15 protein-coding genes are annotated in these 17,016 nt (G+C 67.5%); 14 read left to right on the forward strand and 1 reads right to left on the reverse strand.

Features of this window, described 5'->3' with window-relative positions:
- Nucleotides 1–121: 121 nt before the first annotated feature.
- From ACQ260_RS11995 to ACQ260_RS12005, 3 genes are all read left to right on the forward strand, one after another.
- A complete protein-coding gene (locus tag ACQ260_RS11995) occupies nucleotides 122–1,699 on the forward strand; it encodes a DUF6297 family protein (protein ID WP_432559670.1) in 1,578 nt (525 codons plus the stop codon).
- A gap of 49 nt (nucleotides 1,700–1,748) precedes the next feature.
- Complete coding sequence (locus tag ACQ260_RS12000; protein WP_432559671.1) at nucleotides 1,749–2,687, forward strand: LysR family transcriptional regulator; 939 nt, start codon at nucleotides 1,749–1,751, stop codon at nucleotides 2,685–2,687.
- A 501-nt stretch (nucleotides 2,688–3,188) separates the two neighbouring features.
- Nucleotides 3,189–4,067, forward strand: coding sequence for a type IV toxin-antitoxin system AbiEi family antitoxin domain-containing protein (locus tag ACQ260_RS12005; RefSeq protein WP_432559672.1), 879 nt, complete (start codon nucleotides 3,189–3,191; stop codon nucleotides 4,065–4,067).
- A 599-nt stretch (nucleotides 4,068–4,666) separates the two neighbouring features.
- Here the strand turns inward: ACQ260_RS12005 and ACQ260_RS12010 are convergent.
- Nucleotides 4,667–5,920 carry an isochorismate synthase gene (locus ACQ260_RS12010; RefSeq protein WP_432559673.1) on the reverse strand — a complete coding sequence of 418 codons (1,254 nt, stop codon included), beginning with the start codon at nucleotides 5,918–5,920 and terminating at the stop codon, nucleotides 4,667–4,669.
- 331 nt (nucleotides 5,921–6,251) lie between these two features.
- On the opposite strand from ACQ260_RS12010, the gene ACQ260_RS12015 reads away from it, so the two are divergent.
- The 11 genes from ACQ260_RS12015 to nuoK are packed head-to-tail and all read left to right on the forward strand — an operon-like array spanning nucleotide 6,252 to nucleotide 16,993.
- Nucleotides 6,252–6,617: an NADH-quinone oxidoreductase subunit A gene (locus ACQ260_RS12015; RefSeq protein WP_432559674.1), complete on the forward strand. Its 366-nt coding sequence runs from the start codon at nucleotides 6,252–6,254 to the stop codon at nucleotides 6,615–6,617.
- A gap of 54 nt (nucleotides 6,618–6,671) precedes the next feature.
- Nucleotides 6,672–7,235, forward strand: coding sequence for a NuoB/complex I 20 kDa subunit family protein (locus ACQ260_RS12020; protein WP_432559675.1), 564 nt, complete (start codon nucleotides 6,672–6,674; stop codon nucleotides 7,233–7,235).
- A complete protein-coding gene (locus ACQ260_RS12025) occupies nucleotides 7,232–7,975 on the forward strand; it encodes an NADH-quinone oxidoreductase subunit C (RefSeq protein WP_432559676.1) in 744 nt (247 codons plus the stop codon). Before ACQ260_RS12020 ends, ACQ260_RS12025 begins: the two co-directional genes overlap by 4 nt.
- A 1-nt stretch (nucleotide 7,976) precedes the next feature.
- Nucleotides 7,977–9,344, forward strand: a complete 1,368-nt coding sequence (locus ACQ260_RS12030) for an NADH-quinone oxidoreductase subunit D (protein ID WP_432559677.1) — start codon at nucleotides 7,977–7,979, stop codon at nucleotides 9,342–9,344.
- On the forward strand, nucleotides 9,341–10,075 hold the full coding sequence (nuoE, locus tag ACQ260_RS12035; RefSeq protein WP_432559678.1) for an NADH-quinone oxidoreductase subunit NuoE: 735 nt from the start codon (nucleotides 9,341–9,343) through the stop codon (nucleotides 10,073–10,075). The genes ACQ260_RS12030 and nuoE overlap by 4 nt, the downstream gene beginning before the upstream one ends.
- Nucleotides 10,072–11,415, forward strand: a complete 1,344-nt coding sequence (nuoF, locus tag ACQ260_RS12040; protein ID WP_432559679.1) for an NADH-quinone oxidoreductase subunit NuoF — start codon at nucleotides 10,072–10,074, stop codon at nucleotides 11,413–11,415. Before nuoE ends, nuoF begins: the two co-directional genes overlap by 4 nt.
- A gap of 5 nt (nucleotides 11,416–11,420) precedes the next feature.
- Nucleotides 11,421–13,907 (forward strand): NADH-quinone oxidoreductase subunit G, encoded by a 2,487-nt coding sequence (locus ACQ260_RS12045; protein ID WP_432559711.1) that lies wholly within the window; start codon nucleotides 11,421–11,423, stop codon nucleotides 13,905–13,907.
- Nucleotides 13,904–15,247 (forward strand): NADH-quinone oxidoreductase subunit NuoH, encoded by a 1,344-nt coding sequence (gene nuoH / locus ACQ260_RS12050; protein WP_432559680.1) that lies wholly within the window; start codon nucleotides 13,904–13,906, stop codon nucleotides 15,245–15,247. Before ACQ260_RS12045 ends, nuoH begins: the two co-directional genes overlap by 4 nt.
- Nucleotides 15,247–15,792: an NADH-quinone oxidoreductase subunit NuoI gene (nuoI, locus tag ACQ260_RS12055; RefSeq protein ID WP_432559681.1), complete on the forward strand. Its 546-nt coding sequence runs from the start codon at nucleotides 15,247–15,249 to the stop codon at nucleotides 15,790–15,792. Before nuoH ends, nuoI begins: the two co-directional genes overlap by 1 nt.
- Nucleotides 15,789–16,697 (forward strand): NADH-quinone oxidoreductase subunit J, encoded by a 909-nt coding sequence (locus tag ACQ260_RS12060; protein WP_432559682.1) that lies wholly within the window; start codon nucleotides 15,789–15,791, stop codon nucleotides 16,695–16,697. Before nuoI ends, ACQ260_RS12060 begins: the two co-directional genes overlap by 4 nt.
- Entirely contained in the window at nucleotides 16,694–16,993 is a 300-nt protein-coding gene (gene nuoK / locus ACQ260_RS12065) for an NADH-quinone oxidoreductase subunit NuoK (RefSeq protein ID WP_432559683.1), read from the forward strand. Before ACQ260_RS12060 ends, nuoK begins: the two co-directional genes overlap by 4 nt.
- The last annotated feature ends 23 nt before the right edge of the window (nucleotides 16,994–17,016 follow it).

The following is a 17,016-nucleotide window of genomic DNA, read 5'->3' on the forward strand; positions in this document are numbered from 1 at the left end:
AGAGCTATCAGCCCAAGGTGCCCACGCAGAGCCAGGCCCCGGCGCAGCCCAAGAAGCAACCGCAGCCGCAGCAGTCGCAGCAGCGCAAGCGGCCGAAGCCCTCGCACGGGAAGAAGCGCCGATGAGCGGGCCGCGGGTCGATCACGACCCGAGCGAACGCGAACTCAAACTTCTCGTCAAGGACTGGCGCACCGGGCGAGCGACCAAGACGTTGTTCGAGGCGATCCAGGACGCCTATGTCGCGGTCCTCGCGGTCGCCGTCATCGGCGCCATGGTGGTGCAGCTCATCGTCACCGTGCAGAGCACGGCCTCCACGTGCGAGGGCGTTGCCTGTGTGACCGCCCGCAGCCTGCTTCCGTTCGCGGTGCTCGGCGCAGTCGTGGCGCTGGCGGTCGGGGCGGCCCGGCTGTTCGGACCCGTATTGGCCTCGGCGGCCGAAGGGTTCTGGATGCTCGACGCCCCGATCAACCGGGCGAGCCTTCTGCGCTCCCGGCTGGCTGCGGCGATCCTGCTGGCCTTCGTGGCCGGGGCGGGCGCGGGCGCCCTCGTGTCCGCGCTGACCGGTTCGGCGACGACGCTCGTCGTGATGTGGGCGGTCGCGACCGGCTTGTCGTCGGCGGGCATCGTGGCGTTCGCGGCCGCGGAGCAGGGTGCCGACCGGACCCTGTTCACCAAGATCGCGGTCTATCTGTTCAGCGGCGTGTCGGTCGCGGCACTCGTCATCGTGGTCGGCATCGCCGCCGGCTGGTGGAGCCTCGACATCGGCGTCGCGCGCGAAGAGGCGATCACGCTCGTCATCGCCGGACTGGGCCTGTTCGTGCTGGTGTTGGCCGGCGTGTTCGCGGTGGTCCGGTTGAACGGGATCCGCCGTGCCCGACTGACCTCCGGCGGCTCGCTCGCCGCCGGCATGGCCGGTGCCATGTATGCCCTCGACCTCGGCCTTGTCCGCGACATCGTCGTCGAACGCAACGCGGTCGAGCGGGGCCAAGTGAGGCCCCGCAAGGGCAGAGGCATCGGCATGGATGCGCTGATCCGGCGCGACTTGGCCCGCGTCCTGCGGACGCCGTCGGTGTTCCTGCCGGTGGTGGTGTCGTTGGTGGTGCCGTACGCGACAGTCGCGCTCGGGGCCGGCGCCTTCTCCCCGCTCCTGTCGGCGCTGGCCCTGTTCGGCGCGCTGATCCCTCTCCAGGGGATGCTGCGCGTGCTGACTCGCACCGCCGGCCTCGCGCGCTGTTTCCCGTTCACCGGGCCCGAACTGCGCAAGGCTGCGATCGTCGTCTCCGTGGGCGTCTCGGTCGCCTGGGGCTTCCTCGCCACGCCGGCGTTCACGTCGCTGCGCGAGTCGCCGGTCGACGCGATCCCGATCGCGATGGTCACGGCCGCCGCCGGTCTCTTCGGCGCCGTCCGGTGGATCACCGCCAAGCCGATCGACTTCGGTGCGCCGATGGTCGCGACGCAGGCCGGTGCAATGCCCACCGGCATGTTCACCAACGCGGTGAAGGGCTTCGAGGTCGTCATCATCATCACCGCACCGATGGTGTTCGGCCTGACCTGGATCATCTCCGCAGTCCTCGCGGCGATCGTCTATTGGTTTGTCATGGGCAACTTCGACATGGATGCCCTGCGCGAACAGCAGGAGGAGCAGCGCAAGGAACTCGAGAAGGCACGCGCCGAGAAGGCCAGGCAGCGGGGCCGCTGAGGCGTACTCACCTGACCACCCATTTGTCGGTTCTGGAACAATCGCGGGCATGGATACGAAGCTGCTCGAAGTGTTTCTGGCGGTTGTGCACACCGGAAGCATTTCCGCCGCAGCCCGGCGACTGAACTTCAGTCAGCCGACCGTGAGCCAGCAGATGAAGGCTCTCGAACGCATCATGGACGTCCAACTGTTCACGCGCGAGGGCGGCCGGATCGAGCTGACGGCGGCGGGGCGGGCGTTGCAGGGGTACGCGGAGACGACCCTCTCGTCCTGGCGCTTCGTGTGCGAGCAGGTCCGCGAGGCCGGCGGTCGTGACGACCTGGTCGAGTTGTCGCTGGCATCCTTCCCGAGCGCGAGCGCAGCGCTCGTGCCCGAAGCGATTGCCGCGCTGCTCGCCGCCGATGACCGGCTGCGGGTCAAGGTCCTCGATGCCGAGCCACCGGCGAGCTATGACCTCCTGCGCTCCGGTCAGGTCAACGCGATCATGAACTTCTCCTATCCGGAGGACGAACCCACCCGGGGGCAGGTCGAGTTGCCGATCCTCGACGAAGAATTCGTGCTGCTCGTGTCCGAGAACCATCCGCTGGCCGGTGAAGGCGTAGTGGACCTCGAGGACGCCGCGGAGTCCAACTGGGTCGGCGGCTGCCCAAAGTGCCGGCAGGAACTCATCACCGTCTGCCGGGAGCGCGGGTTCGTGCCCGAGATCCTGTGTTCCACCGACGACCCGACGCTGACCCGAGTGATGGTGACCAAGGGCATCGGCGTCGCGATGCGGCCGGCGCTGTCCGTGGTGGGCCAGCCAGTGCCGGGTTTGGTCCCCCTGAGCATCGCGCACGGAACGCGACGGCAGGTGTCCGTGGTCGTCTCCGACGCGGACGCGGAGAAGCCGGAGATCGTCGCTCTGCACGATGCGCTGCGAAGTGCGGCGCGCGAGCTGGTCGCGCAGTCCTCGCCCGATCAGCAGAAGCGCATCCACGTGGCTGATTAGGCCCGCGGGGGTTGCACTGGGCCCGCCGGGGGGTCTAGGCCCGCCGGGGTCGCACTGGGCCCGCGCCGGGGTCGCACTCGGCCCGCCGGGGGTTGCACTCGGCCCGCCGGGGCCGCACTAGGCCCGCCGGGGTCGCATCAAGCATGCGTTACACACCGTGCTCGATGCAGGGCTCGCGGGCGCAATGCTGCGCCGCCGGGCCTAATGCCAGTCGGGCGGGCTCAATGGGTGTCTTCGGGTGCTCTCGGCGGACCTTGTGGGAGTTCTGCGGGCTCACGGGGTGCTTCCGGGGTGCGCTCGGGCGGGCCTAGTGCGAGTGCGGCGGGCTCAAATCAGGGACCGAGTACGCGCCGATGCGCCACGATGCTCAGCCACTGCAGACGTGAACGACGGTGCGTCGATGTCCGCGGCCGGCGTACCCCACAAGAAAACCCACCACCAACTAGCCGCAGCCTGTGGATAACCTCCCCACGGCGCGGGGGGATTGGGTTGGCTGGGTACATGACACGCACCACAAGCGACTTCGCCGAAGAAGGCTTCGACCACCGCGAGTTGGCGCGGCTTGTTCGGGCGAAGCGTTTGGAGCGGGTGCGGCGCGGGGCATACCGGGTGCCGTCCTCAAGCAGGCTCACTCCGGAACAAACCCACCGGGACCTCGTCGCCGCCACCTGGCCACTGTTCCGGCAACCCTCGGTCCTTTCGCACGCATCGGCGGCGGTGCTCTATGGCCTTCCGGTGTCGGCGGCCCAACTCACGCGGGTGCACGTGATCAAACCGGGGATCTCGAGCTCGGGAATGCGGAAGAGCGCCCACTCCGTCGTCCATCGCATCCCCCTCGCCGACGAAGACATCATCGATTTCGACGGATACTTGGTCACCAGCCTGCGTCGCACCGTGACCGATCTCGTCTGCGCGCTCGCGCCGGCCGACGGTGTCGCCGTGGTCGATTCGGCGCTCCGGCTGGGCTTGGATCGAGCCGAACTCCTCGCTGGTCTGGGGCGCCGACCGGGCGTACGCGGGGCACGGCGCGTGGTCAGGTTCGCGGATCCCCGTGCGGAGAGTCGGGGCGAATCGGTGTCGCGCTGGTATATGGCCGAATGCGGCATCCCCGCGCCCGAACTGCAGGTTCCCTTGTGCGGCGGGCGTTATCACGCCGACTTCGGTTGGCGAGGAAAGCGGGTGGTGGGGGAGTTCGATGGTGCGGTGAAGTATGACCGTCTTCTGAAACCCGGCAAAACCGCAGGGCAAGCGGTGATGGACGAGAAGCGCCGGGACAGCGAGATCATGCGCGATGGTTGGTGGCCGGTGCATTGGGGCTGGAAACAGCTCACGCCGCTCTCGAGTTTCAGGGACTTCTTGACCCATGCGCTGTCGCGGTGAGGGGGTACGCAGGCATGCTCGTCCACGCTGAGACGCAGCGCCCCGATGCCTGCATATGGATTCGGTCCTGTCTTCGGCGCGCCGCATCCCTGGACTCTCGCCGGCCCAGGCGAGCTGCTTGAGGCGCAATCCGGCGTACGAGTCGCAACGAGCCTGGTCTGCGGGATCGCATTAGGTCCGCTGGGGTCCCAATGAGCCCGCTGGGGTTCCGATGAGCCCGCGGGAGCTGCATCGAGCCCGCTGGAGTTCCAATGAGCCCGCTGGAGTTCCAATGAGCCCGCAGGAGTTCCAATGAGCCCGCAGGAGTTCCAATGAGCCCGCAGGAGCTGCATCGAGCATGCGCTACACACCGTGCTCGATGACAGGCTGGCGGGCTTGATGGGACTCGGGCGGGCTTGATGGGACTCGGGCGGGCTCAAAGGCAACCCCGGCGGGCCCCAAGGCAACCCCGGCGGGCTCAAAGGCAACCCCGGCGGGCCCCAAGGCAACCCCGGGCGAGTCAAAGGCAACCCCGGCGGGTCAAAGGCAACGTCGGCGGGCGCGAGACGACCCGGGCTGTCCAGGAACAACCCGGTGACACAAGAGGCCAATGCGTCAGCTCAGCCAGCTTCCAGCGCATCCCGCATGGGCACGAGCTTCGCCATCGACTCCATGAGTTCCGCCTCGGGGTTGGAGTCGGCGACGACGCCACACCCTGCATACAGCTGCGCTGTGTTTCCCTCGATCCGGCCACATCGCAGCGCGATCGCCCATTCCCCGTCGCCCTGTGCGTCGACCCAGCCCACCGGGCCCGAATAGCGGCCGCGATCGAGGCCCTCGAGTTCCCGGATCAACTCCCGGGCGGAGTCGGTGGGCGTGCCGCAGACGGCCGCACTCGGATGCAGTGCGGTCGCCAGGGTCAGCGACGAGACGTTCGGCTTCGCCGCGGCCGCGACATCGGTGGCGAGATGAAAGACGTTCGGCAGTTCCAGCACATAGGGCGCATCCGGCACGTTCATCCCGGAGCACAGCGGCGCGAGCGCGTCGGCCACGGATTGCACCGCATAGTCGTGCTCACCGAGATCCTTGCTCGACCTGGACAGGTGCGCCGCCAGCGCGCGATCGGACTCCTCGTCGGCCGTGCGTTGGATCGTGCCGGCGAGCACGCGAGAGGTCACCAGGCCGTTCTCCCGCCGGACGAGCATCTCCGGTGAGGCCCCGACGAGCCCGTCGACGTGATAGGTCCAGCAGAGTCGGTACGCCGCCACCAATTGCGCGACCAGCCACCGATAGTCGATGTCCTCCGGGGTTCTGGCGAGGAGATCGCGGGCGAGGACGACCTTCGCGAGGTCCCCGGCCTTGATCCGCCGCACGGCGTCGTCGACGACGGATTCCCAGGCGGGACCGCTCATCGAGCCGTCGGCGTACGACACCTGACCCGGCCGCGCCGGCTCCGACTCGGGAGCGGGCACCCGCGTGACAACATCGTCTCCCGCCCGGTCAGACACGCCGACGCGCGTCAGCCAATGCTGACCTCCGCGGCGTCCGAGGATCCACTCGGGCACGACGAGGACCGAGCGCTGCCGGGTGTTGCCGGGGTCGAAGGTGAAGGAGCCGAACGCCAGGGGCCCTGTCCCGAAGACCCCGGGCAGCGCGTTGTCGGCGGTGACAGCTGCGGCGTACTCCTCCCACCAGGCGTCCGCCTCCGCAATCGAATCGAACTCCTGCCGGACCACTTCGCCGCCGGCGACGAGGCCTTCGCCACGCCGCAGCCACGCGAGACCCTGTCGGCGCGGCAGCAGGGCTACCAGCTCGCCCGGGTTGTCGATGGCCACCGTCCGCGCGCGCACGGGACCAGAGGTGTCCACAGTCACAGCAGACGACCTTAGCGCCAAAGTGCGGGTGGTCCGGCGCTCGATCACCAGCAATTACGCAAGCCTTCATTTGCGTTATTGCGTTGTGACAATTCCTGCCTGACTAGGGATTCCGCGCTTCGCTCGCTTTTCGTTCGCGGTGAGACGCACGGGGCCGCCTGCCCTAGACTGACCCTGTTCGTGAGATTTTTCACGAGCCCCGCCGACCCGCGTGCCGACGGGCCCAAGCCCCGCCAACTTGACCCATCGCCGAGATGGCGATCCGATGGGACCTGTTGGATCAACTCGCTGTCGAGGATCGCGTTCGCGCGATCAGGAGAGAGGACGAACGGTGAGCAACGTCTATCTGCCGCTGGTGGTCATGTTGATCCTGGCGGCGGCCTTCGTGGCCGGTGGTCTGCTCGTGACGATGCAGATCGGTCCGAGGCGTTACAACCGATCGAAATACGACAGCTACGAGTGCGGCATTCAGCCGACTCCGCAGCCGATCGGTGGCGGTCGGTTCCCGGTGAAGTACTACATCACCGCGATGCTCTTCATCATCTTCGACATCGAGATCGTCTTTTTGTACCCCTGGGCGGTCTCCTACGACGGCATGGGCCCGTGGGGCCTGGTGATCATGATCCTGTTCATCGATGCCGTGCTGGTGGCGTTCTGGTATGTCATTCGCCGCGGCGGTCTTGAATGGGACCAGTGAGTCCGGTGCCGATGAAGAGTCGAAATCGCAACCACTACGCAAGGAGCAACTGAGATGGCAGGTGGTCTGGAGGACAAGCTCCCCGCCGGCGTCATGCTGACCACGGTCGAGGGGCTGGTCGGGTGGATGCGCCAGGCGTCGTTCTGGCCGGTGACGTTCGGCTTGGCCTGTTGCGCGATCGAAATGATGACTTATGGGGCGCCGCGCTACGACGCGTCGCGTTGGGGCCAGGAAGTGTTCCGGCCCTCGCCGCGGCAGGCGGACCTCATGATCGTCGCCGGCCGGGTGAGCCAGAAGATGGCCCCGATCGTGCGCGAGATCTATGACCAGATGCCGAACCCGAAGTGGGTGCTCTCCATGGGCGTCTGCGCGTCCTCGGGCGGCATGTTCAACAACTATGCGATCGTCCAGGGCGTCGACCACATCGTGCCCGTCGACATCTATGTGCCCGGCTGCCCGCCGCGCCCGGAGATGCTCATCGACGCGATGTTCAAGCTCAAGAAGCTGAAGGTCGCCAAGACCAAGATCGGCCCGCACGAGCTCGCCGAGATCGAGGAGCAGGAGCGGGCCGCCCTCGAGGCGCCCGCGACCCACGAGATGAGGGGGCTGCTGCGATGAGCCAGAACCGTCCCGAGGGCGCTCAGCCCGAGCCGCACGGCCATCCGGGCCAGGAGCGCGGGGATGTCGAGCCTAGCGGTGAGCTGGGCCAATATTCGACGGCCGCCCACGTGGTCGAGACCAGGCACGGCATGTGGGGAGCGGCCGGCTCGGGTGACACGTCGGGTTATGGCGGTTTGGTACGCCAGGTCCTGCGCCCCCAGGCTTCGGTGCCGCCTTACGGCGGTTGGTTCGACGGTGTCGTCGCCCGCATCGAGGAACTCGTCCCCGGCGCCATCGAGGCCGTGGTCGTCGACCGCGGCGAGCTGACGATCCATGTGCACGGTGAGCGGCTGCTCGACCTCGCGCAGCCGTTGCGCGACGATGCCCGGTTGCGGTTCGAGATGTGCGTGTCGGTCTCCGGCGTGCACTATCCGGGGGACAAGGGCTCCGAGCTGCACAGCGTCTATCACTTCTTGTCGATGACCCACGTGCGACGACTGCGGATCGAGGCTGCGTGCAGCGACGACGACCCGCACCTGCCGTCGATCGTCCCGGTCTATCCGATGGCCGACTGGCACGAGCGCGAGACCTACGACCTCTTCGGAATCATCTATGACGGTCACCCCGCGCTGACGCGGATCATGATGCCGGACGACTGGCCCGGCCATCCGCAGCGCAAGGACTACCCCCTCGGTGGCATCCCGGTCGAATACAAGGGCGCCACCATTCCCCCGCCCGACCAGCGCAGGAGCTACTGAGATGAGCACTCTTCCGCCGCCCCATGAGGTGGATGCGGACTCCGACATCTACGCGGGTTCCGCGGACGAGGCCGAGGGCCGCGTCTATACCGCGTCCGGTCAGGACTGGGACCAGATCGTCTCGGCCCAGGCCGAGCGCGGTGACGAACTGCTCGTGGTCAACATGGGCCCCCAGCACCCGTCGACGCACGGCGTGCTCCGGCTCATCCTCGAGATGGAGGGCGAGTCCGTCCGGCGCGCCCGGGCCGGCATCGGCTATCTCCACACCGGCATCGAGAAGAACATGGAATATCGCACCTGGACCCAGGGCACCACGTTCTGCACCCGGATGGACTATCTGACCCCGTTCTTCCAGGAGGCGACCTATGTCGCCGGCGTCGAGCGGCTGCTCGGCATCGAGGACCAGATCTCGGAGAAGACCAAGGTCGTCCGCGTCATGTTGCTCGAGCTGAACCGCATCGCCTCGCACCTGGTGTGCATCGGCACGGGCGGCATGGAGATCGGCGCGCTGACGGTCATGACGATCGGCTTCCGCGACCGCGAGATGATCCTGGACGCGTTCGAGGAGATCACCGGCCTGCGCATGAACCATGCGTACTTCCGGCCCGGCGGCCTCGCCAACGACGTCGGCCCGAAGGAACTGGAGAAGGTCAAGGAGACCGTCCGCTGGCTGCACAAGCACCTGCCGGAATACAAGGAACTCTGCAACGCCAACCCGATCTTCCTCGGGCGCATGGTGGGAGTCGGCTATCTCGACGCCTCGGCGTGCATGGCCCTGGGCATCACCGGCCCGATGCTGCGCTCGACCGGCATCGACTACGACATCCGCAAGACCGAGCCGGTCTGGGACTACGAGACCTATGACTTCGACGTGCCGCTGCAGGACACCTGCGACGCGATGGGCAAGTTCCTCGTCCGCCAGGCGGAGATGTGGGAGAGCCTGAAGATCGTCGAGCAGTGCATCGAGCGGCTCGAGAAGATGGACGGCGCGCCGATCATGGTCGACGACAAGAAGATCGCCTGGCCGGCGCAATTGTCGGTGGGCTCTGATGGCATGGGCAACAGCAACGAGCACATCAAGCACATCATGGGAGAGTCCATGGAGGCGCTGATCCACCACTTCAAGATCGTGACCGAGGGATTCCCGGTGCCGGTCGGCCAGGCCTATGTGCCCTTCGAGTCCCCCAAGGGCGAGATCGGCGCGCATCTGGTGTCGGACGGCGGCACGCGCCCGTGGCGCGCGCATTTCCGTGATCCCAGCTTCAACAACCTGCAGGCCGTGCCCGCGCTGTGCGAGGGCTCCCTGATGTCGGACGTGGTCGTGGCCGTGGCGTCGATCGACCCGGTGATGGGCGGAGTGGACCGGTGAGCTTCAAGTCGCATTTTGAGAACTCGGGCGGTGTGGATCACTCCAACACCGACACCAACATCACCGAGGCGACCCTCGATGAGATCCGAGAGATCGCCGCGCGCTATCCCGAGTCGCGGTCCGCGCTGCTGCCGGCGCTGCACCTCGTCCAGTCGATCGACGGGCGGGTGTCCCCGGCCGGCATCGAGGCATGCGCCGAGGCCCTCGGCATCACTGCGGCCGAGGTGTCCGGCGTGGCGACCTTCTATACGCAATACAAGCGCAAGCCGGTCGGCAAACACCACGTCGGCGTCTGCACGACCGCGCTGTGCGCGGTGATGGGCGGCGACCACATCCTCAACACGCTGCAGGAGCATCTGGGTGTCGGCAACGACGAGACGACGGCCGACGGCGCCATCACGCTCGAGCATGTCGAGTGCAACGCGGCCTGCGACTATGCGCCGGTCATGATGGTCAACTGGGAGTTCTTCGACAACATGACCCCGCAGCGGGCCGTGCAGCTCGTCGATGACCTGATCGCGGGCAACGAGGTCGTCTCCGACCGCGGCGCGACCATCACCTCGTGGCGGGAAGCGGAGCGGGTGCTCGCGGGCTTCCCCGACGGCCGCGCCGACGAGGGCCCCTCCGGCGGCCCGGCGTCGCTGCTCGGCGTGCGCATCGCCAACGACAACAACTGGACCGCGCCCGAAGCCGGCGCGACCGGGCTCAACAAGGCGGGAGAGGCGAAGTGACGGACGTGCTGACCCCCGTGCTCAGCGCAGGCTGGGCGGACGAGGGCTCCTGGCGGATCGCCAGCTATGAGCGTCGCGGTGGTTATCGCGCCCTGCGCAAGGCGCTCAGGATGGAACCGGACGAGATCATCACCGCGGTCAAGGACTCCGGTCTGCGCGGCCGTGGCGGCGCGGGCTTCCCCACGGGCATGAAGTGGTCCTTCATCCCCAAGGACAACCCGAAGCCGAAATATCTCGTGGTCAACGCCGACGAGTCCGAGCCCGGCACGTGCAAGGACATCCCGCTGATGATGGCCTCGCCCCACACCTTGGTCGAGGGCGTGATCATCTCCTCGCTCGCCATCAACGCGGAGAAGGCCTTCATCTATGTCCGCGGCGAGGTCCTCCATGTGATCCGCCGCCTGCAGCAGGCGGTCCGGGAGGCGTACGCAGCGGGCTACCTCGGCAAGAACATCCTGAACTCCGGTGCCGACCTCGACTTGGTCGTGCACGCGGGCGCTGGGGCGTACATCTGTGGCGAGGAAACCGCCCTTCTCGACTCGCTCGAGGGACGCCGCGGGCAGCCTCGGCTGCGTCCGCCGTTCCCCGCGGTGTCCGGTGTTTATGGCTGCCCGACCGTGATCAACAACGTCGAATCGATCGCCTCGGTGCCGGCCATCATCGAGAACGGCCCGGACTGGTTCGCGTCGATGGGCACGGAGAAGTCGAAGGGCTTCACGCTCTATTCGCTGTCCGGCCACGTGAAGTCGCCGGGCCAGTTCGAGGCGCCGATGGGCATCACCCTCAAGCAGCTCATCGAGCTCGGGGGCGGCATGCGCGACGGCAGCACGTTGAAGTTCTGGACCCCCGGGGGATCCTCGGTCCCGATTTTGACGGGCTCCGAAGAGCACATCAATGCCCCGCTCGACTATGAGGGCATGGGCGAGCACGGCACGATGCTCGGCACCAAGGCGCTGCAGTGCTTCGACCAGACCACCTCCGTGGTCCGCACCACCCTGCGCTGGGTCGAGTTCTACAAGCACGAGTCGTGCGGCAAGTGCACCCCGTGCCGCGAAGGCACGTGGTGGCTAGTGCAGATCCTCATGCGCCTCGAGGCCGGTCAGGGCGTCGAGGGCGACATCGAAAAGCTCCTCGATCTGTCCGACAACATCGGGGGCCGTTCGTTCTGCGCACTGGCCGACGGTGCCGTCGCAACGGTGACCTCCGCGATCAAGCACTTCCGTGAGGAGTTCGAGCAGGGCATGCACACGCCCGCGTGGGAACTCTTCCCCTATGAGAAGAGCTGCCTGTTCGAGGCCAAGCCGATCAACCGCACCGCAGAGAACGTGGGAGCGCACTGATGACCGTGAGCGAGAACACCAAGGCCGGGGTCGAAAAGGTCGACCAGGTCACCCTGACCATCGATGGGGTCGAGGTCTCGGTGCCCAAGGGCACCTTGGTGATCCGAGCCGCAGAAGAGGTCGGGATCGCGATCCCGCGGTTCTGTGACCACCCGCTGCTCGACCCCGTCGGGGCCTGCCGTCAGTGCCTCGTCGAGGTGCCCGACGCCGGCAACGGCCGCGGGATGCCCAAGCCCCAGGCCTCCTGCACCCTCGAGGCCGCGCCGGGCATGCAGATCAAGACCCAGTTGACCTCCCCGGTGGCCGAGAAGGCCCAGGAGGGGATGCTCGAGTTCCTGCTGATCAACCACCCGCTGGACTGCCCGGTCTGTGACAAGGGCGGCGAGTGCCCGCTGCAGAACCAGTCGCTGTCCCACGGCTATGGCGAATCGCGCTATCTCGGCGCCAAGCGGACGTTCCCCAAGCCGATCAACATCTCGGCACAGGTGCTCCTCGACCGCGAGCGTTGCGTGCTCTGTGCGCGTTGCACCCGGTTCTCGGCGCAGATCGCCGGCGACCCGTTCATCGCGCTCGTCGAACGCGGTGCGCTGCAGCAGGTCGGCATCTATGAGTCCGAACCGTTCGAGAGCTATTTCTCCGGCAACACGATCCAGATCTGTCCGGTGGGCGCGCTGACGTCGGCCGCCTATCGATTCCGCGCCCGTCCGTTCGACCTCGTCTCCACCCCGACCAGCTGCGAGCACTGTGCCTCGGGCTGCGAACTGCGGGCCGACCACCGGCGCGGTGCAGTGATGCGCCGCCTCGCCGGAAACGACCCCGAGGTCAACGAGGAGTGGAACTGCGACAAGGGCCGGTTCGCCTTCGTGTCCGGCCGCGGTGACGACCGCGTCACCCGGCCGCTGGTGCGGGACGGCAATGTGCTGCGCCCGGCGTCCTGGCCCGAGGCGATCGACGCCGCGGTCCGTGGCCTGCGCGCGGCCGCCGAGCCGCGCGAGATCGAGGGCGAGGAGTTCGCCGGCCTTCCCGAGATCAGCCCGTTCGCGGTGCTGCCGGGCGGGCGGCTGACGATGGAGGACGCTTACGGGTACGCAAAGTTCGCCCGCACCGTCCTCGGCACCAACAACATCGACCATCGCTCCCGGCCCCACACGCTGGAGGAGGCCGGCTTCCTCGCGCATGCGGTGGCGGGCACCGGCCTCGGCACGACCTATGCCGACCTCGAGAACGCCAGCGCCGTCCTGCTTGTGGGCTTCGAGCCCGAGGACGAGTCGCCCATCGTGTTCCTGCGCCTGCGCAAGGCCGTTCGCAAGCAAGGCCTGAAGGTCTTCACCGTCGCGGCCCAGCAGTCCTATGGGTCCGAAAAGCTCTCGGCCACGCTCGTTCCCGCCGTTCCTGGCACTGAGGCGTCGGTCCTGCAGAACCTGCCCCGCGAGGTCGAGCTCGACGAGCGCTCGGTGGTCCTGGTGGGGGAGCGGGCCGGTCTGGCCCACGGCACCCTCACCGCCGCGTTGGATCTGGTGCACCGCACCGGCGCCAAACTCGGATGGGTTCCGCGTCGCGCCGGCGAGCGCGGAGCGGTTGAGGCCGGCACGCTGCCGAACCTCCTGCCGGGTGGCCGTCTGGTCACGGAGCCGACCGCTCGCGTGGACGTCCAGGCCGCTTGGGGTGTCGCGAATCTGCCGGCTGAGCCCGGGCTCGACGCGGATGCGGCCTTCGCAGCCGCGGCCGAGGGCCGGGTTCGCGCACTGGTCGTCGGCGGCGTGGAGCCGGCCGACTTCCGCCATCCCGAAGCCGTGATCCGCGGGCTGGAGGCCGCTGAGTTCGTCGTGAGCCTCGAGACCCGGCTGAGCCAGGTGACCGAGCGCGCCGACGTCGTCTTCCCGGTCTCGCTGATCGAGGAGCGCTCGGGCACCTTCCTCAACTGGGAGGGCCGTGAGCGCGGGATGACGCAATATCTCGGCGCCCAGCACGTGATGTCCGACCTGCGGGTCCTCGCTGCCCTCGCCGACGCCATGGGCGCGCCCCTCGGGATCCGCACCGCCGAGCAGGCCAAGGCCGAGCTCGAGGAGATCGGTCCCTGGGACGGCTCTCGCGCGGAGATGCCCGACCAGGCACCGGCGGATCTCGCCGAGCCCGGTCCGGGCCAGGCGGTGCTCGCCACGTGGCGCGAGTTGATCGACGACTCCCGCGGCGCCGACGGTGAGGAAGCGCTCCTCGCCACCGCTCGGCAGCCGGTCGTCCGCATGAACGCGGCCATGGCCAACGGTCTGCCCGACGGCACCTTGGTCCGCGTCGCCACCGACCGTGGCGAGCTCGTGCTGCCGCTCGCGGTGACCGAGGAGATGATCGACCGGGTCGTCTGGGTTCCGACCGCCATTCGGGGCGCACGGGTGAGCACGGTGCTGGGCGCCGTCGCCGGTGACGTCGTGGATGTGGCCTTGGCCGATTCCGAGCACCGTTTCACCGCTGAGTCCGAAGGAGCAGAGGCATGAGCCCGTTGTTCGGCACCGACCCCTGGTGGATCATCCTGATCAAGGCCGCGGGTGTGCTGGTCTATCTGCTGCTGTTCACGCTGTTCAACATCGTGTTCGAGCGCAAGGTCGTGGCCAAGATGCAGCACCGCGTCGGCCCGATCATGAACGGCCCCTGGGGAACGCTCCAGTCGCTCGCCGACGGCGTCAAGCTCATGGTGAAGGAGGACTTCCGGCCCAAGAACGCCGAGAAGTTCGTCTACAACCTCGCGCCCTATCTCGTCGCGATTCCCGCCTTCTCGATCCTCTCGATGATCCCGCTCGGCGGCGAGGTCACGATGTTCGGGGTCGAGACGAGGCTGCAGCTCACCGACATGCCGGTCGCCGTGCTGATGCTCCTGGCGCTGGCTTCGGTCGGCATCTATGGCATCGTGCTCGCGGGCTGGTCCTCCGGTTCGACCTATTCGCTGCTGGGAGGTCTGCGCTCCAGCGCCCAGATGATCTCTTATGAGATCGCGATGGGCCTGAGCTTCGTCTCGGTGTTCATGTACGCCGGCTCGATGTCCACCTCCCAGATCGTCGAGGCACAGCAGCAGCCGCTGAACTTCCTGGGCCTCGAGATCCCGATCCCGGGCTGGTACGCCCTGCTCCTCATCCCGGCCTTCATCGTCTATGTGATCTCGATGGTCGGCGAGACGAACCGCGCCCCGTTCGACCTCCCCGAGGCGGAGTCCGAGCTGGTCGGCGGCTTCCACACCGAATATTCCGGTTTCCGGTTCGCGATGTTCTTCCTCGCCGAATACATCAACATGGTCAACGTCTCCGCGATCGCGACCACGCTGTTTCTCGGTGGCTATCACGCGCCGTGGCCGCTCAACGGCACCTTCCTCGATCAGGGCTATTGGGGCCTCCTGTGGTTCACCCTCAAGGTCCTCCTGTTCATGTTCCTGTTCGTCTGGCTGCGCGGCACCCTGCCCCGCTTCCGCTACGACCAGTTCATGGGCTTCGGCTGGAAGATCCTGATCCCGATCGCCCTAGGCTGGATCCTCGCGGTGGCCACCATCCGCAACATCGTCACCAACGGCTTCGGGGCCGTCGCCCTGGTGAGCGTGGTGCTCTTCATCGCCGCAATGGTCGCCTATCTGTGGATCCTCGACCGGCCCGGTGTGGACGAGGAACTGCCGGACGAGACCGAGGACGCGACCGACGAATTCGATCCGTTCGCGGGCGGCTATCCCGTGCCGCCGAAGCCCGGCCAGCGACTGCCGGAGTTCGCCGATGTCGTGGAGGGCGAGACCGTCCACGAGACGGAGACGACCGGCTCGACCACACGATCCGACGACAAGGGAGCTGATTCCTGATGGGCTTCTTCGACCCGGTAGCCGGGTTCGGGGTCACGTTCCGGACCATGTTCCGCAAGACTTTCACCCAGGACTATCCACTCAAGCCGAAGGTCACCGCGCCGCGGTTCCACGGCCGGCACCAGCTCAACCGCTGGCCGGACGGGCTGGAGAAGTGCGTCGGCTGCGAGCTGTGTGCGTGGGCGTGCCCTGCCGACGCGATCTATGTCGAGGGCGCCAGCAACGTGGACGGCGAGAACTATTCGCCCGGCGAACGCTATGGCCGCGTCTATCAGATCAACTATCTGCGCTGCATCCTCTGCGGGCTCTGCATCGAGGCCTGCCCCACCCGGGCGCTCACGATGACGAACGAGTTCGAGCTCGCCGATTTCACGCGCGAAAAGATGATCTACGAGAAGCAGGACCTGCTGGCGCCGCTCCTTCCCGGCATGGAGGAGCCGCCGCATCCGCGTCACCTCGGTGACAACGAAAAGGCCTATTTCCTCGGGCTGCCCGCCACCGGGCAGCCGGACAACCGAGGCGCGGAGACGGGAGAAACCCGATGATTGTGATGGCCACCGCGGCCGCGGTCGCGTTCTGGCTGCTGGCGCCGGTGATGGTGCTGGCCGCACTGGGCATGGTGCTGGCGCGCAAGCCGGTCCACTCGGCCCTGTGCCTGGCCACGGTGATGGTCTCGCTGGCGGTGCAATATGCGGCGCAGGACGCGCCGTTCCTGTTCGCCGTGCAGATCATCGTCTACACCGGCGCGGTCCTGATGTTGTTCCTGTTCGTCCTGATGATGATCGGCGTTGACACCGCCGACTCGCTGGTCGAGACCCTGAAGGGTCAGCGGTTCGCCGCGCTCCTGGCTGCGCTCGGCCTGGTGATCCTGTTGGTCCTCGCGGTCGGCAACGCGGTTGTCGACGAGCGAGTGGTGGGCCTTGGCCCGAACAACCCGAACGTCGCGGACAGCAACGTGCGGGGCCTTGCGCAGCTGATCTTCTCGGATTACGTCCTCGTCTTCGAGGCGACTTCGGCACTGCTCATCACCGCTGCCCTCGGCGCGATGGTCCTGGCCCACCGGGAGCGCATCGGCGGCAAGATCACCCAGCGCAAGCTGATGGCGGAGCGCATGCGGCGGTACGCAGAGACCGGCGAACACCCCGGTCCGCTGCCGACCCCGGGTGTGTACGCGCGCCACAACGCCGTCGACATCCCCGCGCTGCTGCCGGACGGCACGGTCGCCGAGGAGTCGGTCCCCAAGCCCATGCGCGCTCGCGGCACCGTCGTGGACGGCCCCCGGCTCGCCGAGGCCACCCGCAGCACGGTGGCAGCCCTCGGCGGGGACGCCGATGCTGTCAACGGGCAATCCCGGCAGAGGGGACTCGAGCTCGGACGTCGGGGCGTCGAGCCCCAGCACGCTGCGGACGACGTGGCTGACCGGACTGACCGGAAGGATGATGAGGCGTGAGTCCCGACAACTATCTGATCCTGTCGGCGATCCTGTTCACGATCGGCACGGTCGGCTTCATGGTGCGTCGCAACGCGCTCGTGGCCTTCATGTCGGTCGAATTGATGCTCAACGCCTGCAACCTGGCCCTGGTCACGTTCTCGCGGGTGCACGGCAACCTCCATGGCCAGGTCGGATCGTTCTTCGTGATGGTCGTGGCCGCCGCGGAGGTGGTGGTCGGTCTCGCGATCATCGTCGCCATCTTCCGGACCCGCCGCTCGGCCTCGGTCGACGACGCCAACCTGCTGAAGTTCTGAGGGGATAGCGGTGAACCTTCTCG

It is taken from the genome of Ammonicoccus luteus, from assembly GCF_050880385.1.
GTDB lineage: Bacteria > Actinomycetota > Actinomycetes > Propionibacteriales > Propionibacteriaceae > Enemella.

Coding starts and splice junctions, on each gene's coding strand:
- ACQ260_RS11995 (WP_432559670.1), top strand. CDS start 122: ATGAGCGGGCCGCGGGTCGATCACGACCCGAGCGAACGCGAACTCAAA.
- ACQ260_RS12000 (WP_432559671.1), top strand. CDS start 1,749: ATGGATACGAAGCTGCTCGAAGTGTTTCTGGCGGTTGTGCACACCGGA.
- ACQ260_RS12005 (WP_432559672.1), top strand. CDS start 3,189: ATGACACGCACCACAAGCGACTTCGCCGAAGAAGGCTTCGACCACCGC.
- ACQ260_RS12020 (WP_432559675.1), top strand. CDS start 6,672: ATGGCAGGTGGTCTGGAGGACAAGCTCCCCGCCGGCGTCATGCTGACC.
- ACQ260_RS12025 (WP_432559676.1), top strand. CDS start 7,232: ATGAGCCAGAACCGTCCCGAGGGCGCTCAGCCCGAGCCGCACGGCCAT.
- ACQ260_RS12030 (WP_432559677.1), top strand. CDS start 7,977: ATGAGCACTCTTCCGCCGCCCCATGAGGTGGATGCGGACTCCGACATC.
- nuoH (WP_432559680.1), top strand. CDS start 13,904: ATGAGCCCGTTGTTCGGCACCGACCCCTGGTGGATCATCCTGATCAAG.
- nuoI (WP_432559681.1), top strand. CDS start 15,247: ATGGGCTTCTTCGACCCGGTAGCCGGGTTCGGGGTCACGTTCCGGACC.
- ACQ260_RS12060 (WP_432559682.1), top strand. CDS start 15,789: ATGATTGTGATGGCCACCGCGGCCGCGGTCGCGTTCTGGCTGCTGGCG.